19 protein-coding genes are annotated in these 22,937 nt (G+C 42.9%); 16 read left to right on the top strand and 3 right to left on the bottom strand.

Features of this window, described 5'->3' with window-relative positions; genetic code table 11:
* Positions 1–1,086, bottom strand: coding sequence for a phage shock protein operon transcriptional activator (gene pspF, locus J8M00_RS08395; RefSeq protein ID WP_211009821.1), 1,086 nt, complete (start codon positions 1,084–1,086; stop codon positions 1–3).
* A 183-nt stretch (positions 1,087–1,269) separates the two neighbouring features.
* On the opposite strand from pspF, the gene pspA reads away from it, so the two are divergent.
* The 8 genes from pspA (at position 1,270) to J8M00_RS08355 (ending at position 7,843) form a co-directional block, all read left to right on the top strand.
* Positions 1,270–1,929, top strand: coding sequence for a phage shock protein PspA (gene pspA, locus J8M00_RS08390; RefSeq protein ID WP_023397153.1), 660 nt, complete (start codon positions 1,270–1,272; stop codon positions 1,927–1,929).
* Positions 1,930–2,007: 78 nt separating this feature from the next.
* Positions 2,008–2,241, top strand: a complete 234-nt coding sequence (gene pspB, locus J8M00_RS08385; RefSeq protein WP_211009820.1) for an envelope stress response membrane protein PspB — start codon at positions 2,008–2,010, stop codon at positions 2,239–2,241.
* Positions 2,238–2,639 (top strand): envelope stress response membrane protein PspC, encoded by a 402-nt coding sequence (gene pspC, locus J8M00_RS08380; RefSeq protein ID WP_211009819.1) that lies wholly within the window; start codon positions 2,238–2,240, stop codon positions 2,637–2,639. Before pspB ends, pspC begins: the two co-directional genes overlap by 4 nt.
* Positions 2,640–2,694: 55 nt before the next feature.
* Positions 2,695–4,101: a YcjX family protein gene (locus J8M00_RS08375; protein ID WP_211009818.1), complete on the top strand. Its 1,407-nt coding sequence runs from the start codon at positions 2,695–2,697 to the stop codon at positions 4,099–4,101.
* Positions 4,098–5,123: a TIGR01620 family protein gene (locus J8M00_RS08370; protein ID WP_348772550.1), complete on the top strand. Its 1,026-nt coding sequence runs from the start codon at positions 4,098–4,100 to the stop codon at positions 5,121–5,123. Before J8M00_RS08375 ends, J8M00_RS08370 begins: the two co-directional genes overlap by 4 nt.
* Before the next feature lie 176 nt (positions 5,124–5,299).
* Complete coding sequence (locus J8M00_RS08365) at positions 5,300–6,478, top strand: trans-sulfuration enzyme family protein (protein ID WP_211009817.1); 1,179 nt, start codon at positions 5,300–5,302, stop codon at positions 6,476–6,478.
* Between the two features lie 212 nt (positions 6,479–6,690).
* Positions 6,691–7,488: a phenylalanine 4-monooxygenase gene (phhA, locus tag J8M00_RS08360; RefSeq protein ID WP_211009816.1), complete on the top strand. Its 798-nt coding sequence runs from the start codon at positions 6,691–6,693 to the stop codon at positions 7,486–7,488.
* 10 nt (positions 7,489–7,498) lie between these two features.
* Positions 7,499–7,843 carry a 4a-hydroxytetrahydrobiopterin dehydratase gene (locus J8M00_RS08355; RefSeq protein WP_211009815.1) on the top strand — a complete coding sequence of 115 codons (345 nt, stop codon included), beginning with the start codon at positions 7,499–7,501 and terminating at the stop codon, positions 7,841–7,843.
* 98 nt (positions 7,844–7,941) lie between these two features.
* On the opposite strand, the gene barA is transcribed toward J8M00_RS08355, so the two are convergent.
* A complete protein-coding gene (gene barA, locus J8M00_RS08350; protein WP_211009814.1) occupies positions 7,942–10,710 on the bottom strand; it encodes a two-component sensor histidine kinase BarA in 2,769 nt (922 codons plus the stop codon).
* An 82-nt stretch (positions 10,711–10,792) separates the two neighbouring features.
* Between barA and rlmD the strand changes: the two genes are divergently transcribed.
* The 6 genes from rlmD (at position 10,793) to J8M00_RS08320 (ending at position 18,898) form a co-directional block, all read left to right on the top strand.
* Positions 10,793–12,106 (top strand): 23S rRNA (uracil(1939)-C(5))-methyltransferase RlmD, encoded by a 1,314-nt coding sequence (rlmD, locus tag J8M00_RS08345; RefSeq protein ID WP_211009813.1) that lies wholly within the window; start codon positions 10,793–10,795, stop codon positions 12,104–12,106.
* A 6-nt stretch (positions 12,107–12,112) separates the two neighbouring features.
* Positions 12,113–14,269 carry a GTP diphosphokinase gene (gene relA, locus J8M00_RS08340; RefSeq protein WP_211009812.1) on the top strand — a complete coding sequence of 719 codons (2,157 nt, stop codon included), beginning with the start codon at positions 12,113–12,115 and terminating at the stop codon, positions 14,267–14,269.
* Between the two features lie 9 nt (positions 14,270–14,278).
* A complete protein-coding gene (gene mazG / locus J8M00_RS08335; protein ID WP_211009811.1) occupies positions 14,279–15,058 on the top strand; it encodes a nucleoside triphosphate pyrophosphohydrolase in 780 nt (259 codons plus the stop codon).
* 114 nt (positions 15,059–15,172) lie between these two features.
* Positions 15,173–16,807 carry a CTP synthase gene (locus J8M00_RS08330; RefSeq protein WP_211009810.1) on the top strand — a complete coding sequence of 545 codons (1,635 nt, stop codon included), beginning with the start codon at positions 15,173–15,175 and terminating at the stop codon, positions 16,805–16,807.
* A gap of 147 nt (positions 16,808–16,954) precedes the next feature.
* A complete protein-coding gene (gene eno / locus J8M00_RS08325; RefSeq protein ID WP_023397140.1) occupies positions 16,955–18,247 on the top strand; it encodes a phosphopyruvate hydratase in 1,293 nt (430 codons plus the stop codon).
* A 276-nt stretch (positions 18,248–18,523) separates the two neighbouring features.
* Complete coding sequence (locus J8M00_RS08320) at positions 18,524–18,898, top strand: hypothetical protein (protein WP_211009809.1); 375 nt, start codon at positions 18,524–18,526, stop codon at positions 18,896–18,898.
* Positions 18,899–18,954: 56 nt separating this feature from the next.
* Here the strand turns inward: J8M00_RS08320 and mutH are convergent, their stop codons facing one another.
* Positions 18,955–19,629, bottom strand: a complete 675-nt coding sequence (gene mutH, locus J8M00_RS08315; RefSeq protein WP_211009808.1) for a DNA mismatch repair endonuclease MutH — start codon at positions 19,627–19,629, stop codon at positions 18,955–18,957.
* A gap of 425 nt (positions 19,630–20,054) precedes the next feature.
* Here mutH and rppH point away from each other — a divergent pair, with 425 nt between their 5' ends.
* Together rppH and ptsP are read left to right on the top strand one after the other, a co-directional pair.
* Positions 20,055–20,573 (top strand): RNA pyrophosphohydrolase, encoded by a 519-nt coding sequence (gene rppH, locus J8M00_RS08310; protein ID WP_023397137.1) that lies wholly within the window; start codon positions 20,055–20,057, stop codon positions 20,571–20,573.
* A gap of 13 nt (positions 20,574–20,586) precedes the next feature.
* Positions 20,587–22,872 carry a phosphoenolpyruvate--protein phosphotransferase gene (ptsP, locus tag J8M00_RS08305; protein WP_211009807.1) on the top strand — a complete coding sequence of 762 codons (2,286 nt, stop codon included), beginning with the start codon at positions 20,587–20,589 and terminating at the stop codon, positions 22,870–22,872.
* The last annotated feature ends 65 nt before the right edge of the window (positions 22,873–22,937 follow it).

Here is a 22,937-nt window from a genome sequence, read left to right as displayed (position 1 = left end):
CTAAGCCTCTTGTTGTGAGTCTAACAAATTGTATTTTTTCAAATATCCCCTTAGCTGATGATACGTCAATCCGAGGTTTTGTGCAGTTTTCTTTTGATTAAATTGGCTAAATTCAAGTGCTTTTTTCAGCAATTCTATTTCGTAATCACTGGAGAGTGTTTTTAAATCACATGGAAAGGAATGTTGTGTGTTTGTAATTGAGCTCACCATGGGGGTCTCTGCGGCCTCTACCACTGCTTCCTGAGTGGGTGAAACATGGCTTGTTAGGTCGGTAACTGGCGCTTTTATTCTTTGTTTTGGTCGAAATGGACTTTCGAATGGGTCAAATGTAATTTGGTGAACAGCGAGGTGTTCATTGCCATGGCGGTAAAGACTGCGCTCTATTACATTTTTCAGTTCTCGAATATTTCCTGGCCAATCATAGTCGAGTAAAGTTTCGGTTGCTTTACGAGTGAAGCCGCTAAACAAAGACCAACCCAGATCTCTGGCCATATTGATGGCAAACTGCTCAGCTAACAATAAAATATCTTCCTGACGCGCTCTCAGTGGCGGCAGAGTAATAACGTCAAAAGCAAGCCTATCGAGCAAGTCATGTCGGAACTCTCCTTGATCGGCTAGGCTGGGCAAATCTTCATTGGTCGCACAGACTAGTCGGGTGTCCACTTTAACGGTTTGCTTGCCACCGACACGCTCGAACTCACCATATTCAATAACACGTAGCAGCTTTTCTTGCACCATGGCAGATGTATTCGCCAATTCGTCTAAAAATAAAGTACCGCTATTTGCGCGCTCAAAGCGGCCTTCATGACGTTTACTGGCTCCGGTAAAAGCGCCCGATTCATGACCAAACAATTCACTTTCTAGTAGGTTTTCGTTTAGAGCGGCGCAATTGAGTTTGACGTAATTCTGGTCCCAACGCTCTGATAAGAAGTGCAGTCGGGCAGCTATGAGCTCTTTACCTGTACCACGTTCCCCGATAATAAGTACGGGTTTGTCTAGTGGAGCAAGCTGAGATACCTGATCGAGAACAGCTAAGAAACTGTCGGATTGGCCGAGCAAATTATCCTGTTGACGGAACTGACTCATAATTGACTAACTCTTAGTTTTTTTGACTAATATATAGTTTATTTGAAAAGAGTGTGGATAGAAAGCTTTTTGTTTTAATTGTAACTTATTGAAAAATAGTATTTATTTTTATTTTCAAAGTTGGCAAGCTTATTGATACATATTTATCAGCAATATAATTCACAACCAATGAGGTACAAGATTATGGGAATTTTTTCACGTTTTGCTGACATCGTTAATTCTAATATTAATGCAATATTGGATAAAGCGGAAGATCCAGAAAAAATGGTCAAATTGATCATCCAAGAAATGGAAGACACACTTGTAGAAGTTCGCTCCACTTCGGCAAAAACACTTGCTGAGAAAAAAGAGTTAGAAAGACGTGTTGAGCAACTTAACGGCCAGGCAAATGATTGGCAAGAAAAAGCTGAGTTGGCACTGACAAAAGAGCGTGAAGATTTAGCGAGAGCGGCTTTGCTTGAAAAGCAAAAGGCCTCTGATGCTGCGCAAAGTGTTGCCGAAGAGCTAAGCCATGTTGAGTCGCACATCGAAAAACTGCAACAGGAAGTGACCACGTTACAAGAAAAGCTGGCAGATGCCAAAGCACGTCAACAGGCTATTGTGTTGCGCCAACGCTCTGCAGAATCACGTCTAGATGTTAAAAAGGCACTTGATAGCACAAAAGTTGAAGATGCATTGAATCGCTTTGAGCGTTATGAAAATAAAATTGACGGTTTAGAAGCGCAAGTCGAGTCTTATGACTTAGGTAAAAAGTCACTGGCTGATGAGATTGCTGATCTGCAAAAAAATGAAAAAGTAGATGATGAACTTGAAGCTTTAAAGAAAAAACTCGCAAATAAATGAACCTAAGCGCACCTACTGTTAAAGTAGGTGCAATAAAATAAAAATACGCTGCCAAGACCAAATAAACAGGAGAAGGTTATGTTAGACGCAGAGATACTGGTTGCCCCAATTATTATTTTTATGATCGTGGTAGCCCCGCTGTGGCTCATTCTTCATTACAAGAGTAAAAAACAGGTGAGCCAGGGTTTAAGCGAGCATGAACACCGTCAGCTGATAGAGCTGGCAAATAAAGCAGAGAAAATGGCTGAGCGTGTCGAAACATTGGAGGCACTGTTAGATCAAGAGTCACCAGATTGGAGGCGTAAAGTATGAGTCATCGACGCAGAGAATTATATCGTGACCCAAAGCGTGGGAAATTAGCTGGGGTTTGTGCAGGACTGAGTGATTACTTCAACATGGAGCTATGGCTTGTACGCATATTGTTTGTGACAGCCGTATTATTGTCTGGAGGGCCATTATTTGTAGTTATCTATATCGCCTGTTGGTTTATTTTAGACCGTAAAGTCAGTGAACCAGAGAGTGCTACTCATAGCCAAGATGCAGATCCTGTTTCTGTTAAGTTTAAAGTATGGCAAAAAGGCGAGCCACCGCGCCAAGCGCTGTTTGACTTAAAAGACAGATTGGGCAAATTAGATGATCGCATTCAATCAATGGAGCGTTATGTGACATCGCCGGAGTTTACGGTGAAAAGGGAAATTAACAAATTATAATGGCTCGTGGCGACTATTCGCCACGCCTCTTTATTTATAGGGACTAGCGATAAGAATGAGCGTAAGACGTGTTACCCACAAAGCACTTGAAAAGCTGCAAAATACAGCACAAAAAACATTGCAACGTTCGTTAGACCAGCATGTTAAATTAGCTGTTACAGGGTTTAGTGGAAGTGGAAAAACAGCGTTTATAACGGCCTTGGTTAAACATTTAACGACTCAAGCAAACAGTCAAAACTTGCCGTTTTTTGATGTGGTAAGGGAGCAACGTTTAATAGCCTGCAAACAGGTACCCCAAACAGCACTCGATATTCCCACTTTTGATTATACTCATGCATCGACCTATTTATTGGGCGATCCTCCCAATTGGCCGCCATCGACTGAACGCATAAATACCCTGACATTGGCCTTAAAGTTTCGCAGCGCCAGTGGGTTGCGTCAACATGTGGCAAATGATCATACACTGTATTTAGAGCTAATCGATTATCCAGGTGAATGGCTAATGGATTTGCCGCTCTTAAATATGACTTATGAACAATGGAGTAAAGCACAACTCGATGTTTTATCGAATCCCGCATTTAGTACGTTTAGTGACTCTTTCTTGGCGGCATTGAAAACATTTGATGCAACACAACCTGTAGATATGTCTGTGCTCAATGAGTTAGCCGATATCTACTCAGATACCTTAATTAAGCTGAAACAAAATACCAAGCTGTCCCAGTTGCAGCCTGGGCGCATGTTGATCCCCGGAGATTTGGCTGGTGCGCCAATAGTGCAGTTTTTCCCTATTGCCATGCATGGAGAGCATGGTGAAGGTAGCCAATATACGCAATTAGAAAGTCGCTTTGAAGCCTATAAAAAACAGGTTATTTCTCCGTTTTACAAGGATTATTTTTGCGCATTCGATAGGCAGCTTGTCTTAGTGGATGTGCTTGGTGCACTGAATGATGGACCTGCAACACTGGCCCAAACTAAACAGGCATTGAAAGACACAGTGAGTATGTTTCAGCACGGTAAAAGTGGTCTATTTCAGCGTTTATTTAAGCCGAAAATAGATAAAGTGCTGTTTGCTGCGAACAAGTGCGATGCAGTGGCTATTACTGAGCAAGATAGCCTTACCCGTTTATTACATGAGCTGTTATGTGAGCAAGAGAATGAACTAAAATTCTCAGGAGTTGAAGTAGATACGATGACCATTTCTTCTGTGAAGAGCTGTCAGTCCAAACAAGTCAAAGAGGGGGAGGGTATACTACACTGTGTATACGGTCGACCTCTGACAGAGTCACAGTACATTACGTATTTGCCGCCTGAACCGCCAGAGCATGTTTTATCTGCGTCTCAGTGGCCACAAGAAGGCTTTAACTTTTTGTCTTTTTACCCTTTCCCCGCTTATCAAGGACAATTAGACCATATCCGGTTAGATCATACACTGCAGTTTTTGATTGGAGATAAGCTAACGTGACAAATTCGAAACATAGATACTCAGGTCGGCGAATAGAGACTGAAGAACCAAATCAAAGTGCTCGTGAAGCCACTCGACCTACCCACCGGTTTGGAGAGCGTATCGATGATGAGGTTGCACCGTTCGACTCTGAGCAAGTGTTTAAACCTTTCTCAGTTGATGAATCTGTAGATAACAGCTTGCAGCCTCAAAAATCAAAGCTGGGATGGCGACATGGGCTGTTGGCGAGTTTATTGATATTGATCCCAGTTGAGCTTGTTTTTACGATTTACAATGCCTTTCAACAAAGTATTATCTTGGCAAGTTTGTACTTACTTCTTTTTATTTCTGCACTAGGCTGGGGAGCCAAGTTTTTATTGCGTGAAGTAAAAGCGCTGCGAACGTTGAAGAATTTAGAAGCGCGCCGAGATCAGGCAGAACGCTTGCTCAACAGCAACCAGATTGGAGAAGCACAACATTGGCTTAGCCCTTTATTGGCAAACTTACCTACAGATACCGTTTCTACATTTCAAAAAAGCTTAAAAAGCCACTATACAGATCAGGAGGTTCTGCAGTTGTATGAAGTCACCTTGTTGCGGGATCAAGATTTGCAAGCCAAGAAAATCATAGCAGAGTATGCGACGACTTCTGCATTGATGGTGGCGTTGAGTCCGATGGCGGTCACTGACATGCTTGCAGTGTTATGGCGAGGTGTGAGCTTAGTCGAAAAGCTCAGTGCGCATTACGGTATTACTTTAGGCTATCGCAGCCGAATAAAGCTGTACAAGCTATTGGCTAAACAAATCGTCTTTGTGGGAGCATCAGAATTGCTGAGCGACCTTGCGGCGACGAGTTTGGGCGCGGAATTACTGGGTAAGCTATCAGCTAGGTCCGCTCAAGGGCTGAGCGCAGGTGTATTTACTGCTAGGCTGGGCTACAAAGCCATGGCGTTGTGTCGACCAATTCCACGTATGGAAAATAAAGCCAACTTTCTTGCTGATTTTGCAAAAAAGCTCACCAATCAATTGATTAAGCAAAACTAATAACTGAGTTTCAGATAAGTTGTTGCTTCTTAGGTGACAACTTATGTGTACAGAGTCACTATATTAATTCTTCTCACATAGCCTTCTGAACTTCCAGCATGCTTGTACATTTATCCATCATGGAATATCTAATTACATAAGATATAAACAGTTTGAATAATAACAACAGGCAAGCAATGAAGAAGTTACACGATCACACTAATTGTATTCACGGTCCAAACCACTTTGATGACCCGCATGGTGCACTAACGGCACCGTTATATCAAAGTTCCACTTTTAAATTTGAGAATGCTGCACAGGGCGCTGCTCGATTCGCTGGTGAAGAAGCTGGCTTTATATATACGCGACTTGGTAACCCAACGACCCGAGAATTGGAAGAAAAGCTGGCGCAGTTAGAGGAGATGGAAGATGCGGCTGCAACAGCAACAGGCATGGGAGCGGTTTCTGCTTCAGTATTGAGCTTTCTTCAACAAGGCGATCATTTGATTGCTTCAAGTGCACTATATGGGTGTAGTTTTGCTTTATTTGCACATATGCTGCCGAAGTTTGGCATCGAAGTAAGTTTTGTTGATATGACGGACAGAGAAGCCCTAGAGCGAGCAGTACAGCCAAACAGTAAAATGTTATTTGCGGAAACACCTATTAACCCAAATATGACGGTATTGGATTTGGCAATGCTCGGGGAGTTTGCCAATAAGCACAATCTATTGAGTGTGATTGACAATACCTTTATGACCCCATTGCTACAAAAACCCAAGCGTTTTGGTATTGATATTGTTATTCACAGCGCGACCAAGTATCTAAATGGTCATGGCGATGTTGTTGCAGGTATTGTGTGTGGCAGCAAAGAGCATATTGAGACAGTAAAATTAACGGTTTTGAAAGACATTGGAGCGACGATCAGTCCGCATGATGCTTGGTTGATAAACCGTGGCCTAAAAACGCTGCATATTCGAATGGCTCGGCATTGTGAGAGTGCTCAAAGAGTTGCTGAATTTTTAGAGCGCCACCCTAAAGTTGAAAAGGTTTATTACCCAGGATTGGCATCGCACCCTGGTCATCACTATCTTGGCGAACAAATGCAAGGTGCAGGAGGGGTGATTGCATTTGAGATAAAAGGTACGCTCGCTGATGGTGAAGCATTTATCAATGCTACGGCTCTGTGTACTTTAGCTGTGAGCCTAGGTGATCCTGAGACGTTAATTCAACACCCTGCTTCGATGACACACTCACCTTATACACAAGAAGAGCGCTTAGCTGCGGGCATTTCAGATGGGCTGATCCGCATTTCGGTAGGTCTGGAATCCGCAGATGATATCATCGCGGATCTAGATAATGCATTTTTATGTATATAAATGTTTACACTGGATTCATCTGTATGCGCCGTAATTAAAGGGTGTATTATTTTGTGTTCAATTTTGTAATTTATAGTTTACGAAATTGAGGTTCTTGAGGTGGGCCATTTCAGGCCTGCCTATTAATATTTTGCTCACTTTTACATAGTATCGAAATAACAGGTTTGAACGCTCCATCATGAGAAATGGGGATCAAAATAAAGAAGGTTACTATGGCTAAATCTAGTAAATACACTTCCAAGCAGCCTAATGAGCAAGGCGTTATTGAGTGGAGTGACGAAGAAAATAAAATCTGGTCTGAGTTAGTTGCAAGACAGCTAAAGTGTATTGAAGGTAAAGCATGTGATGAATATATGGAAGGATTGGAGAAAATCAATCTACCCCATGATCGCATTCCTCAGTTGCACGAGATCAATGCTGTGCTTGAAAGGGAGACTGGTTGGCAAGTAGCTCCTGTTCCCGCGCTGATCGATTTTGACGAGTTCTTCAGATTGCTTGCCAACAAACAATTTCCTGTAGCCACGTTTATTCGTTCACGTGAGGAGTTTGATTACCTTCAAGAGCCTGATATTTTCCATGAAATATTCGGCCACTGTGCAATGTTAACGAACCCTGCGTTTGCAGAGTTTACACACAAGTATGGTCAGTTAGGTTATGCCGCAGAGAAGAAAGATCGTGTCTACCTAGCTCGTTTATACTGGTTTACCGTTGAGTTTGGTCTAATGCAAACTGACAATGGTTTGCGTATCTACGGCGGCGGGATCCTATCTAGTCCTGGTGAAACCCAGTACGTGTATTCAGATAAGCCTGAAATTAACAAACTTGAAGTACAAGATGTACTTCGAACGCCATATCGCATTGATATCATGCAGCCCTTGTACTACACAATTAGTTCGATAGATGATCTATTTGATATTTCTCAAATGGACATTATGTCTTTAGTACAAAGAGCAAAAGAGCTTGGGCTGTTTGAGCCAAAATTTCCACCTAAAAATAAATTAGCAAGTTAAGGAACCACCCATGTCTGATTTAAGTGCACAAAATTGTGAAGCGTGTCGTGCGGATGCGCCTAAAGTGTCAGATGAAGAGTTAGCAGTATTGATCAAGCAGATCCCTGATTGGGTACCTGAAGTACGTGATGGGATCATGCAGTTAGAAAGAGTGTATAAGTTTAAAAACTTTAAGCTAGCGCTTGAGTTTACAAATAAAGTGGGTGATATGGCCGAAGAAGAAGGTCATCACCCTGGTTTGTTAACCGAGTGGGGTAAAGTGACAGTGACTTGGTGGAGCCATTCTATCAAGGGTCTTCACAAAAATGACTTTATCTGTGCTGCAAAAACTGACGAAGTATTTGCTGCACTGTAATTGTTTTATTTCGGAATGTTAAGGGCGCCTAGGGCGCCTTTTTTATTGTCAGTTTCAAGCGGGATCTGAGCCCCCTTCCGGTGAAAATGCACCTTATACTACAAACTGGAAGTTGCCGTGATTTCAGCGTCATCATTCAAGTTGGTCAGCTCATCTATTAGGTCTAAAACCTCAGGCTCGACGTAATCGAAGCCTTTATCTTGTTTAAGTGCCGTTTCGATGGTTTCAGCTAACGCTTTCAGTTTGGGTACTCCGGTATAGCAGCATGCGCCGTGGAACTTGTGGATGACTTTTAAGAGCAACTCTGGATCCGCTTGTTCACTGGCTTCATTGAGGTGTTCAATGGTTTCAGGAACACTTTGCAGTAGCATATTTAACATTTCCAGTGCGAGGTGCGGCTTATTACCTGAGCGTTGCAACGCAAGGTTCCAATCCAGTAAGTGGCTTTCAAAAGGTGCAACGCTGCTTACCAGTTGTTCCTCTTTTTGTTCTCGTTCGACAGGAGATGCTGCACTGTGGTCACATATGATTTGTTTCAGCATATCCTCATCAATGGGTTTAGTCATGTAACCACTAAATCCATCCTTTACCAGTTGCTCTTTTTCGCCTGCAAGGGCATGCGCAGTGACGGCGATGATGGGCGTATCATCATTCATAGAAGATTCTTTAATGCTTATACACGCCGTGATCCCATCCATGATTGGCATCTGAATATCCATAAATATTAAATCGTATTTATGGGTTTTACACAGCCCGACTGCTTGCGCACCATTGTGAGCAGTTTCAATGGTTTCAACTTGCTCTTCAAGCAGCGTATAGAGCAGTTTTAAATTAGCATCGTTGTCATCCGCAATAAGCACTTTGAGTGGTAAATGTGTCGCGTTGTTGGTTTCAATCGATAAATCAGGGTGATCTAACCGGTACGGTGCAGCCAACATTTCGCAGAGTTTTCTGTGGTGAAGCGGTTTGCTGATACATGCATCAGCACCACTACCAATAAGCGACTCTCGCATGTTGTGAGAGATTGTATTGACCATAAGATACAAGTAGTCGGCTTTTTCTCTGGCATGATTTATGTAGCTTTTTACCGTTTGCATATCGTCGACGGTTGCCATATTGCCAACCAGACAAATGTCGTAACTGAACTCTTGTGAAAGTGCATTGAAAAAGGCTTCGTCACTGTCACACACAGTGACTTGCATATGCCAACTTTCAATTTGGGCGATCACAGCATTGCGCGTGTGTTCTTGTGGTTCAAAGTATAAAACTCGCTTATTCTCAAGAGGCTTGCAGGGGAGGTCGTCATTGAATAAGCGGCTCGGCAAGTTAAAGATAGCGTTAAAAGTAAAACAGGAACCACTGCCAAGTGCCGAGTTTAATGTGATCCTACCTTGCATAACCTCCACGATATGCTTGGTAATAATTAATCCAAGTCCGGTACCACCAAATTTTCGGGTTATGCTTGTGTCAGCTTGAGCAAATGGCGTAAATAGCGTGTCTTGTTTTTCTTGTGCAATACCGAGGCCGGTATCACTGACTGAAACCAATAGAGATGTCTGTGAGTCACCTTTTAGGCGATGGCTAATGTCTACTTTGACCGATCCCTTCTCCGTGAATTTAATTGCATTGCTGATCAAGTTGATAAGTACCTGTTTAAAGCGCGTCGGATCGCCGACCAAATTGTCAGGTACTTGTCGATTAACGGCAATTGACAGCTCTAATTGTTTTTCATATGCACTGGGTGCGAGCAGTGTCATTACTTCGTTGACTGCGTCTCTAAGTTGGAACTGAATATTTTCAAGTTCCATAGCGCCCGCTTCGAGTTTTGAGAAGTCTAATATATCGCTAATGATGGTAAGTAGGCTGTTTGCTGATAGCTCAATGGTGTCTAAATAATCTTTTTGGTGTTTATTTAAAGGTGTTTTATACAATTGACGAGTAAAGCCTATTACCCCGTTGAGCGGGGTGCGCAACTCGTGACTCATTTTGGCTAAGAAGTCTGACTTTACTCGGTTCGCGACCTGCGCTTCTTTTTTCGCAATATTCAATTGGATATTTTGTGTTTCATATTGCTCAAGGGTTTCTCTATAGTCACTGGTGGCCTGATCTATGTGCTTTTGCATTTCATCTCTTTGGCCGACCATCTTTTCACTGATGGTGATAAGGCCTTGACGCATCATGTCAAACTCCCCTTGCATTTGCTGATTGACGCCAATATCCGTTTTTCCTTCAATGAGTTTGTCTGTTGCTAACTGCAACTGGGAGAGTGGAGTAGAGAACATACGACTTAAGCGAGTGGACAAAAAGACACTCAATAAAAGTGCGGCAAGAATAATGGTGCCGCTTAAAAGCAATGCTTTTTGCTGGCCAATAATGGCTTGGTCTTGGCTTATTTCAACCATTAAAACGGCGATGGTTTGGGCATGGGCATCTTGCCATGTAGCGCCAGTGCCATAATCCTTTACAGGCGAAAAGATAACAAAATTATTGCGCAGTTTTTGTGCTTCGGTTGCATGCAGGGCAGCGACATTACCGCGATAGTGCAAATCGTTAAATTCACTATGGTAATTGCTGGTCATAATGAGCTGGTTGTGTAAATCAAAGACCGCAATACTGTTGACCAAAGATGCATGTTGATTGTGCGCTTTAGTAATGATGCTGTGCAATTTGGCTTTATCTTTTGTGTTGAGCGGGTGCTCTACTGTCATTGCCAGCGAGTTAGCGATGCTGGTGCCCTGCTGTTTCAAGATTTGTTCAAGCTCTACGTAGCGATTTATAGTAAAATATCCACCAAGTATTAAGCCGATTAACACCGTCGGGATCAGGGTAAGCAATAAAACGCTATCGCGTAAGCTTAATTTAGACATATTGAGCGATATAAAACTTTGATAATTATGAACTCTAGATTAGCGAGTTCATTGGTGTTTAGCAATGTATAAGGGGCGGTACATGGCACAAATTTTTCGTGCTAAAAAAGCATCAGTGAAAGGTCAGGTCGTTGAAGTGTCAATTGAATCACTTGATCATCAAGGGCGAGGCGTAGCAAAGCATAATGGCAAAGTGGGATTTATTGAAGGGGCTTTACCCAGTGAGCAAGTTAAAGTGCGTATTAACCAGCAAAAAGCCAAACTATTTGAGGGCAGTGTTGCAAAAGTTGTTAAACCAAGTGATCAGCGTGTAATTCCATTCTGTCCACACTATCAAGCATGTGGCGGCTGTTCACTGCAACATTTGGAGAAGTCTGCGCAGTTAGTACACAAGCAGCTTGCGGTTGGCAAACTGTTTGCCAAATTTTCAGGTACGAGTGAGTTACCATGGTGCTTACCTATATCCAGTGATGGCTCGCACTATCGACGTGCAGCGCGAATAGCGACGTACTTTGACAAAAAAGAGAAAGTGCTCAAGCTTGGATTTCGAGCATCAAAATCAAAAAAACTCGTCGATATCGCCGAGTGTGGTGTTCTGACGACGGTGTATCAATCTATTTTTATCGGCTTAAGAGACATACTTAATCGTCACCCTCAGCTTCGTAGCATTAGCCATATTCAATTATGCGAGGCTGATAACGCGCCTTTTGTGTTGTTCCGTCACACAAAAGCAATTGATTGTACTGTCAAGCACATCGTCACCGACGAGTTTGATAAAAAAGGTTGGCAAGTCTTATGGGATGACGGAAATGCTGAAGTGTCTTATGCATTATTACCTCAATATACAGTTGGTGGCACTCAATTTGAATTTAAGTTGGATAACTTTATCCAAGTAAATTCAGCAGTTAACGAAGCGATGTTACATCAGGCAGTGACTTGGCTTGCGTTATCGGGAAATGAGCAGGTGCTTGATCTGTTTTGTGGCATAGGTAATTTTTCCTTATTGTTTGCAAAACAAGCAAAGAAAGTTATTGGTGTCGAAGGGGTTGCTTCTTCTGTTGCAATGGCTACGCAAAATGCGCACACTAACGATATCGACAATGCGCAGTTTTTCCAGTTTGATTTGACCCAAGATATGGCAACAGCAGAGTGGTTTAGCAAGGAGTTAGATACTTTAGTGTTAGACCCGTCACGAACGGGGGCTTATGATGTCCTCAAACAAATGCCACTGAAGCAATTCAACAAGGTTTTATACGTGTCATGTGATCCGGTTACCTTAGCAAGAGACAGTGCGCTGATTTTGGCCGCTGGGTTTACTGTTAGCAAAGTCGCACTGATGGATATGTTCCCTCATACTGGGCATATTGAAACAATGGCGTTGTTCCAAAGGAGGTAGTCAATAATGGTAGCGACTCGCCAATCTCACCACGCAACACTTCCGGCTGATTTTGACGCGCGTTTGGCGCTGTTAAATTTGTCCGAAGAAAAAACTGATCGACTCAATGAAGCATATGCTTTATGCCCCGCGGAAGCCGATGGGGAACTGCTGGAAAAAGCCATTGAAATGGTTGAGATTTTGGCTGAGCTGAATTTTGACTCAGAATCCCTTGCTGGCGCGTTTCTAACTCCCTATTTTCTTGCGCAACAATTAGATATTGAAGCGATCGAAAAGTCATTGGGCGAGAATATCGCGCTGCTATTAAAAGGTGTGGAGCAAATGGCTTCAATAAGCACCTTAGCGCATCAAAGCAAAGGCAATGTCCAAATAGACAAAATTCGCCGCATGTTGCTTGCAATGGTAGAAGATGTGCGTGCTGTTGTGATCAAGTTGGCAGAGCAGATCTGCTATTTACGTAGCGTAAAAGATGCTTCAGAAGAAGAGCGCGTCGTGGCGGCTAAGACCACAGCGAATATTTTCGCGCCGCTTGCAAATCGTTTAGGCATTGGTCAACTTAAATGGGAGCTTGAGGATCTTTCTTTTCGTTATCTACACCCAGAAAGTTATAAAAAAATTGCCAAAAAATTGGCCGACAAACGCCTTGCTCGTGAAGCATATATGAGTGACATGGTTGCTGCGGTGCAACAAAAGTTAGCAGATGCGAATGTCACGGCAGAAGTTTATGGTCGTCCTAAGCACATCTACAGTATTTACAAAAAGATGTCGCAAAAAAATTACGAGTTTGAACAGCTATTCGATATACGTGCTATGCGTATAGTGGTAGAGCAATTGCAGGATTGTTATGCTGCATTAGGCATCGTACATACTAACTGGCGTCACCTCAATAAAGAGTTTGACGACTATGTTGCGACCCCGAAACCAAACGGTTATCAGTCAATTCACACCGTTGTTTTTGGCCCTGAGGGTAAAACAGTCGAAATTCAGATCCGTACCCACGATATGCACAAGGATGCTGAAATGGGGGTGGCTGCACACTGGATGTATAAAGAAGGTGCGTTGCCAGGTCGTGGCTCCGGCTATGAGCAAAAGATAAGTTGGCTAAGAAAATTACTGCAGTGGCAAGAGGAAGTTGTTGATGGCAGTGAATTTGCTGAAGAGTTAAAGAACCAAGTTGTTGAAGACCGGGTTTATGTTTTCACGCCGCGTGGCGATATTTTTGATCTACCGCTGGGGTCCACTCCGCTAGATTTCGCCTATTACATACACTCTAATGTAGGGCATCGCTGCATCGGGGCGAAAGTATTTGGTAAAATAGTGCCTTTTACTTACAAGCTTTCCACTGGGGATCAAATTGAGATATTAACCCAGAAAAACCCCTCACCGAGTCGTGATTGGCTTAACCCTTCTTTGGGGTATATATATTCTTCTCGTGCACGCAGTAAAATTCATCACTGGTTTAAACAGCAAGACAGAGATAAAAACCTACAAGCAGGTAAGGAAATTCTTGATAGTCACCTACAAAAGCTGGATATCAGTTACAAAGAATTAGAGCCTGCCATTGAACGTTTTAACTTTAAAGAGTTGGACGACTTGATGGTGGCGATTGGTGCGGGTGACGTACGTATCAATCAGTTTTTAAACTTTATTCAAGATAAGCCAGAATCTGAGCCTAAATTAAAGCTAAGTACCCGTAAAAAGCACAAAGGCGATAAAAACGGCATTGTAGTCGAAGGTGTGGGCAGCTTGCTCAGTCACGTTGCAAAGTGTTGTCAGCCTGTACCGGGTGACGCCATTGTTGGTTATATCACGCAGGGTCGAGGTATTGCGGTACATCGCGCCGATTGTGACTCTTTTGCGCACATAACGGAGCTGCATCCGGAGCGCGAAATTGCAGTCAGTTGGTCTGAAGATGTGCAATCATTCTATGAAATCACCATTCGAATAGAGGCCAATGATAGGCAGGGGCTTATCCGAGATATTAGTGCGGTTTTAGCGAACGAAAAAGTCAATGTGCTCAATATGAATGTGCAAACTCAACATGAAAAAGGGGTTGCAATTTTTACAATGAAAATTGAAGTCGGCGACTTATCCGCAACCAACCGTTTACTGACTAAACTACTTCAAACCGAAGGCGTGTTTGAAGCTAAGCGCCAGCACTAAGGACAATGAATGAGTGAGAATGTACAGCGTCTTGTAGAGATCATGGCAACTTTACGCGACCCCGAAAGAGGTTGCGATTGGGATAAACAACAAGATTTTAACTCGATTGTTCCTCACACCCTAGAAGAAGCGTATGAAGTGGCTGATGCCATAGAGCAGAGAGATTATACTGCACTCAAAGATGAACTTGGAGATCTGTTGTTTCAAGTCATTTTTTATGCACAGCTAGGCAAAGAGGCTGGCCTGTTTGACTTCGAGTCCATTGTTGCAGGACTTAATGAAAAGCTTGTGCGCCGTCACCCCCATGTGTTCGACAAAAAAACATCTTTGACAGAGCAAGAGTTGGATGCTCAGTGGGAGGCAATTAAACAATCCGAACGCAAAGAAAAAGCAGCATTCGGTGATGATGTGATCCAAGGGCTTCCAGCATTAACCAGAGCTAAAAAAATTCAAAAACGCGCAGCTTCTTTGAGGTTTGACTGGCCAGATTATCATGGTGCACTGGATAAAGTTGAAGAAGAAGTGGATGAAGTAAAGGAGGCCATGGCAAAGGATCCGTACTCAGAGCATAGCGCGGAAGAACTTGGCGATTTGCTCTTTGCAACAGTGAATGTCATTCGTCATGCGAAACGAGACCCGGAGCAGCTATTGCGTCAGGCCACAAGAAAATTTAGTAATCGATTCATCCAAATAGAAGGGGTTTTAGCTAAACAAAACCTCACCTTGGAAGAAGCTAGCTTAGAGCAAATGGACGATGCTTGGGAGCGCATAAAAAAGCGCGCAAAGTAATCTCGGTGTTTGAGTAGACAATTTTTGCTGGATTGCTAATCACGCTTTTGCTATACTATTGCCCCGTCTTGATTCTTATTTAAATTCCATTTTCCTTGATATTCTAGGGTTCGCATGAGTACAAAATTTATCTTCGTAACGGGCGGAGTTGTTTCCTCCTTGGGTAAAGGTATTGCAGCTGCTTCATTAGCTGCGATTTTAGAGGCACGTGGCCTTAACGTGACTATTCTTAAGCTGGATCCTTATATCAATGTTGACCCGGGCACAATGAGCCCTATTCAGCATGGTGAAGTTTTCGTAACCGAAGACGGGGCGGAAACTGACCTAGACCTTGGTCACTATGAGCGCTTTATTCGCACCAAAATGACTAGCCGTAACAACTTTACGCAAGGTCGTGTATTTGAAGACGTTTTACGTCGTGAGCGTAAAGGCGAGTACTTGGGCGCAACGATCCAAGTTATCCCACATATTACCAATGACATTAAGCGCCGAGTAATTGAAGGTGCAGAAGGGCATGATATCGCGATCGTAGAGATCGGTGGTACGGTTGGTGATATTGAGTCACAGCCATTCCTTGAAGCGATCCGTCAACTTGGTACTGAGCTTGGTCGTGAGCACGCATTATTTATGCACCTAACATTAGTGCCTTTCCTTGGTGCTGCTGGTGAAGTAAAAACTAAACCAACTCAGCACTCAGTTAAAGAGTTACGCTCAATTGGTATTCAGCCAGATATTCTTGTCTGTCGTTCTAACTGTAAGTTGCCTGCAAACGAAAGAGCGAAAATTGCACTCTTCACTAACGTAGAAGAAAAAGCAGTAATCTCGCTTCAAGATGTTGATAGCATCTACAAGATCCCTGCGTTGTTAAAGTCTCAGGAACTAGATAACCTAGTTTGTCGTCGTTTCTACCTTGAGTGCCCTGAAGCTGATTTATCTGAGTGGGAACAAGTGCTTTATCAAGAGTCTAATCCGACTGGTGAAGTAACAATCGGTATGGTTGGTAAGTATATTGAGCTTCCTGATGCATACAAATCAGTTAACGAAGCCCTTAAGCACGCAGGTTTGAAAAACCGTGTAACAGTGAATATCGAATATGTTGATTCTCAAGATATCGAAAGCAAAGGTACTGAGAGACTAGATCACCTTGATGCAATACTAGTTCCTGGCGGATTTGGTAATCGTGGCGTTGAAGGCAAGATCCTTGCTGCTAAATATGCCCGTGAAAATAAGGTCCCTTATTTAGGCATTTGTCTTGGTATGCAAGTAGCGTTGATTGAATATGCGCGTAATGTTGCTGGCCTTGAAAATGCAAACTCTACTGAGTTTGATGTGAACACGCCAAGCCCAGTCGTTGGTTTGATCACTGAATGGCTAGATGCAGATGGCAATGTTGAAACTCGCACTGAAGATTCAGATCTTGGCGGGACAATGCGTTTGGGTGCTCAGCTATGTCATTTAGCTGAAGGGTCCAAAGTACGTGAAGTATATGGTAGTGCAGAAATCACAGAGCGCCACCGCCATCGCTACGAAGTGAACAACAACTTTGTTGAGAAACTAGAGCAAGCAGGGTTGGCATTCACTGGTTTATCTGAAGATAAAAAGCTGGTGGAGATCATTGAAAATAAAGATCACCCTTGGTTTATTGCTGCTCAGTTCCACCCTGAGTTTACCTCGACTCCTCGCGATGGACACCCATTGTTTGAAGGGTTTGTTGGTGCAGCATTCAGCTACCAAAAAGAAAACTCTTAAGAGAAAAAGCCGTGCACGAGTGCACGGCTTTTTTGTTTAAATACCTTAGGTATTGCTATGCGACTGAAACACACAAATACGGTTGCATAGCAATGCGAATTAAGCAGAAATAAAAACACTCACCACTTTGGGAAAAGAGGAATCAAGATGTCAAAAATCGTAAAAGTGATTGGCCGTGAAGTTATGGACTCACGTGGTAACCCAACCGTTGAAGCCGATGTTCATTTAGACTCGGGTGCTTGGGGCCGCGCGTGTGCACCATCAGGTGCATCAACAGGAACTCGCGAAGCACTTGAATTACGTGATGGTGATAAGTCTCGTTACTTGGGTAAAGGTGTACTTACAGCAGTAAACTTTGTAAATAAAGAAATTGCACAAGCGCTAGAAGGCCAAAATGCGCTAGAGCAACGTGCTGTTGACCAAATCATGCTTGACCTAGATGGTACTGAAAACAAAGAAAAGCTAGGTGCAAACGCAATCTTAGCTGTATCTCTAGCAACAGCTAAAGCTGCTGCACAAGAGAAAGGTGTTGCATTGTATGAGCACATTGCAGACATTAATGGCACAGCAGGTCAGTTCTCAATGCCAGTACCTATGATGAACATCATCAACGGTGGTGAGCATGCTGACAACAATGTTGATATTCAAGAGTTTATGGTTCAGCCTGTTGGTGCTTCAAGCTTCCGTGAAGCATTACGTATGGGGGCTGAAATCTTCCATAGCCTGAAAAAAGTATTGAGTGCTCGTGGTTTGAATACAGCTGTTGGTGATGAAGGCGGCTTTGCTCCTGATCTTAAGTCAAACGAAGAAGCGTTAGAAGTAATCGTTGAAGCAGTCGCAGCAGCTGGTTATGAAATGAACAAAGACGTGACGCTGGCTCTTGATTGTGCATCTTCTGAGTTCTACAAAGATGGCAAGTATGACCTAAGTGGTGAAGGTAAGGCGTTCGACTCAGAAGGTTTTGCTGATTTCTTAGCTGATCTTGCAGCACGTTACCCAATTGTGTCTATTGAAGACGGCCTAGACGAGAGCGACTGGGATGGTTGGAAAATCCTAACAGACAAAATTGGTGAAAAAGTACAGCTTGTTGGTGACGACTTATTCGTAACTAACACGAAAATCTTAAAGCGTGGTATCGATGAGAAGATCGGTAACTCAATCTTGATTAAATTTAACCAAATTGGTTCTCTTTCTGAGACTCTTGATGCAATTAAGATGGCGCAAGATGCAGGTTTCACTGCGGTTATCTCTCACCGCTCAGGCGAGACCGAAGACGCTACAATTGCTGATTTAGCAGTTGGTACAGCGGCAGGCCAAATCAAAACTGGTTCTCTATGTCGTTCAGACCGTGTTGCTAAATACAACCAGCTTCTACGTATTGAAGAGGCTTTAGGCGACAAAGCTGTTTACAATGGTCGTTCAGAGATCAAAGGTCAGTAGACTTACTAATTACTTTTAAAAAGATAAGCCACGACTGAGCTGTGTTCGTGGCTTTTTTATATCCATCGAAAGCGCTATAACGATCAATATTTCCGTCATATCTAAACTTAAACGCTCTCCACGTAAGCTTCCAATTAAAAAACATCAGTCAATTAGATTTATATTTTATTTAAAGTTTCATAAATAATTGTATTTAAAGGGTTAAAATTAATTGCCCTTATAGGTACAATTCGCATGAAGACTATAAATTATAATTAATACAAGGAATTTAAACCCATGAATAAAAAAGCTCTCTCAGTTTTAGTCGGTGTGTTGGGCGTTGCAGCCAGCTTTGGTGCCTCAGCAAGCAAATCTTGGTGTAGCGGTAAAGTGACAGACTTGCAATTAGATAAGAATACTCGCTTATATGCGAGCTTTGCAGGAACAGGCAGCACTCCTTTGAAAGTGTCAAATGGCTCTCTGTGTTCTTTAAAAACTTCTCAGGGCGAGAATACTTTTTGTCAGGCATTGCATAGTCAAATGTTAGTTGCGTTGACCACTCAACAGACAGTTACTTTTTGGTTTAACAATAACAATGGCGAATGTCCAAGTGGTAGTTGGACCAACTTAGAAAGTAAAGGCTTGTACCACTTTAGAATAATCAAAGGATAAAAACCTTTACACAGCAGTGGCCGTGATCAGCTAACGCGAATTGATGATGGCCACGATTAGCACGAGAAGTGATTCTTCAGTATGTTTTGGGTAAATTGCGTCTTCAAATAAAATCCTCGGGGCAAGGTTTTTATCAACCCGCCTTCAGGCCCTATAGCATCGGTTAATACTTTGCTGTTAGCTGCCTTAGGTCTGATCTGCATGACTTCCCCAAGGTGCCCAGAAATTTCATTTACTCGACCTACGGCAATTAATTCAATCTGTTCTTCCCAGTCTCGTCTCAATTGTGCTTCTTGGAGCGAGTCCGGCTGCCATAAAAATCCAGTTCCAATAGTTCTATTAATCGGCGGAATATCACGTTCAGCTAAGATTGGAAGCCAAAGTACATGGTTGAGCTTTTTCTTAACGCTAGAGCTTTGCCATGTCAATCCCGTCAGGTTGGTCAGTGGTACAACAGACACATAGGTCGTTTCAAGGGGTTTGCCGGTATAACTTAGCGGTAAGGTTTTGAGCTCTATGCCGATATGCTCAAAGTCAGGTACAGGCTTGGAGCCTGCACTGGCGCCCAATACATATTCTAATAGCTGCCCAGGCCAGCCTTTTTCTCGTAGCAAATCATCCGGACTTTTAAAGTGATACTGAGCGGCTAGCTCACCCAGAGTTAACCCGGCGATCGTCTCAACACGCTGCAATAATTCAGAAATACTAGTTGGTGGAGCGGGTTTTAGCATTGCTTTACTTACCTTATATAGATGTGGGGAAATTTTATCAAAATATAAGGGGGTTGTGGATTAAGTTGGGTTGGTTGTTTTTTGAACTGAATTTGCTTGGTGTTATTTTGAACAGTTTTAAATGGGGTGTGAATAGTTTAAGTTTATGATATTTATGCTCTTTATTGGTTTTCTATAAGGTTTGGATGACTGCGAATCTATGATAATTTGGATAAATACAGATATATGAACAACATTATCCACAGTTTCTGTGGAGAAGTTAGCTTTTTGGCTATGGAACTGTGGATTTGTTTGTAAAATGCGCTTGTTAGTTCTGAGTTATGCACAAGCTGTGAGTAACTTGAGTAAAAGCGGGAATAATATTTGCTGATGCCAGCTATATATGGAACAATCAAATAAAATAGACATAAGAATGAGGCGCTAAGGTGATTGATGCCGAAGGATTTCGTGCCAATGTGGGAATTGTAATATGTAATAACCAAGGGCAAGTATTTTGGGCAAGGCGCTATGGTCAGCACTCTTGGCAGTTTCCCCAAGGGGGGGTTGATGAAGGTGAAACCCCTGAGCAAACTATGTATCGTGAGCTTCACGAGGAAGTGGGGTTAAGACCTGAAGATGTCGAAATTGTAGCCAGCTCTAAACACTGGCTCAGATACAAGCTACCAAAAAGGTTAATTCGTAAGGATTCAAGCCCCGTATGCATAGGGCAAAAGCAAAAATGGTTTTTACTCAAACTTAGGTGTAAAGACGAAGAAGTTGACCTACTGAGAACTCACCATCCCGAATTCGATGATTGGCGGTGGGTAAGTTACTGGTACCCGGTAAGGCAAGTCGTTTCATTCAAAAGGGATGTTTATCGTAGGGTTATGAAAGAATTTGCTCCATTTGCGATGCCGTTCAATCGCAAAGAACATAGCCATAAAGATCATTGGCGAAGACGATAGGTAGGATGTCAAAGTGCTAGCAACGTTAAGGTCAATTGCGCAGTCAGTTTCTCAACAAGATAACTTAGGTGACGCTCTAAACCTTTTCGTTGTGATGGTAAAGCAGGCCATGCAGACGGATTGCTGCTCAATTTACTTTGCTGATTATAGCCAGGACAATTTTGTTCTTATGGCCAGTGATGGCTTAAACCCTGAAGCTGTTGGTCAATTCAGGATTGGATTTACTGAAGGTTTAGTTGGCCTAGTCGCACAGCGCGAAGAAACAATTAACATCGCCCAGGCGCAGGTGCATCCTCGATTCAAACACTCTCCAGAAGTTCAAGAAGAAGGCTTTAACGCCTTCTTATCTGTGCCAGTGGTCCACCAGCGAAAAGTACTCGGCGTGATTGTCGTACAGCAAAGAAACACACGTGAATTCAGTAATGACGAGGAATCATTTTTAATCACATTGTCTGCCCAGTTGGCGTCTCAACTGGCCCATGTTGAACTGCAAACACTATTAAAACAAGATGCGACCAATCACAAAACATCAGTGCTAAAAGGTGTAGCCAGCACCCCAGGAATTGCACTTGGTAAAGCGTATGTAGTGTTACCTAAACTGGATTTTTCCAGTATCGAGTCAACAAAAAATACCAATCTGAGTGAACAAAAAAAGTTATTTAAACAAGCTGTGGATGCGACTAGACACGAATTTCACGTGCTTGCTAATCGCCTATCGTTATCTCTACCCAAAGAGGCACTAGCTGTCTTTGAGGTATATCAACAGCTTTTAGATGCACGTAGTCTAGGTCAGCAAGTTAGCAAAGAGCTTGAGTTAGGCTGGGATGCGAAATCTGCGCTTAAACATGTAATTGAAGATCTGGTAACTCAATTTGAGGCCATGCAAGATCCTTATATCAAAGAACGAGCTGTGGATGTAAAGGATTTGGGTTTAAGGGTATTACATCATTTGGTTAGTACTGAGTCGGTAACAAAATCATATCATGAGCAGACCATTTTAGTCGCGGAGACACTCACACCAGCCATGTTAGCGCATGTGCCTAAAGACAAGTTGGTAGGGGTGATCAGTGTTCATGGCTCAGCGAATTCTCATGCTTCAATATTGACTCGTGCAATGGGGATCCCCGCAATTTGGGGGATTGAAAATATCCCACTCCTCCAGTTTGAAGATAAACCCATCATTCTTGATGCTTATGCAGGGAGAATATATGTTTCTCCATCTAAAGTACTGACTCAAGAATATGAGGCACTTCGGCAAAAAGAAAGCCAACTGCATGATAAGTTTGATGCGGAACATGATTTGCCGCCCATTACCCTAGATGGAGAGCGCATCAGTTTATTATTAAATGCGGGGCTAGACCTTTCTTCAGAGCATATGAGCGCAAAATACAGTGACGGTGTCGGTTTATATCGTACCGAGTCTTGGTTTATGCAACGGGGACAATTCCCATCTCAAGCAGAGCAGGAGCAGTGTTACCGAGAAGTGTTGTCTCTGTATCACCCTGAGCCCGTTGTTATGCGTACTTTGGATATCGGCGGAGACAAAGTCTTAGATTATTTTGACATTGAAGAAGAAAACCCATTTTTGGGCTGGCGCGGCATAAGAGTCACACTGGATCACCCAGAACTTTTTCTCGACCAGCTAAAAGCGATGATCAAGGCGAATGCAGGGCTCGGTAACTTGCGAATTATGCTGCCCATGATAGGTCATACGGAAGAAGTGGATGAGGCACTGGCTCTGCTTGAACAAGCTTATTTTGAACTGCAAGAGGAGTGGGCAGATCAGTTTTATCAGATAGATAAACCTGAAATTGGGGTTATGATAGAAGTGCCTTCAAGTATCTTTTTGCTACCAGAGTGGGCGGAAAAAGTCGATTTTTGCTCTGTGGGTAGCAATGACCTAACGCAGTATTTGTTGGCTGTAGATAGAGCCAATTCACGTGTTGCCAAGCTGTTTGAGCCTTATCACCCTAGCGTATTAAGGGCGCTAAATCGCATTGCCACAGATTGCCAAGCTCTGGAGCTACCTTTTAGTTTATGCGGAGAGTTGGGCTCGGAGCCTGAAGGCGCGATTTTACTCGTGGCCATGGGCTATCGCAGGTTGAGTATGAATATTTCGGCGTTGAATAAAGTAAAATGGGTGCTTAGAAGACTCAAGGTGACGGACATGGAATCCTTACTTGAGCAATGCTTGAGCGCATCAAGTGCGATTCAAGTGCACCGTTATTTACGAGAGTTTATTATCGCTCAGGGCTTAAGCGAAATCATCTATACGCAATCAGGAACAAAAAACGCTTAGACTCTAAAATCGGCTTTTTCATGGAATGGGTCGTGAGCTGAGTGAATCGCGTTTAGTGTTTAGTT

Origin of the sequence: Pseudoalteromonas luteoviolacea, assembly GCF_018100925.1 — a bacterium.
Taxonomy (GTDB): Bacteria; Pseudomonadota; Gammaproteobacteria; order Enterobacterales; family Alteromonadaceae; genus Pseudoalteromonas; species Pseudoalteromonas obscura.
Note: the sequence above shows the minus strand (reverse complement) of the source record. Positions and strands in the feature narration are given on the sequence as shown.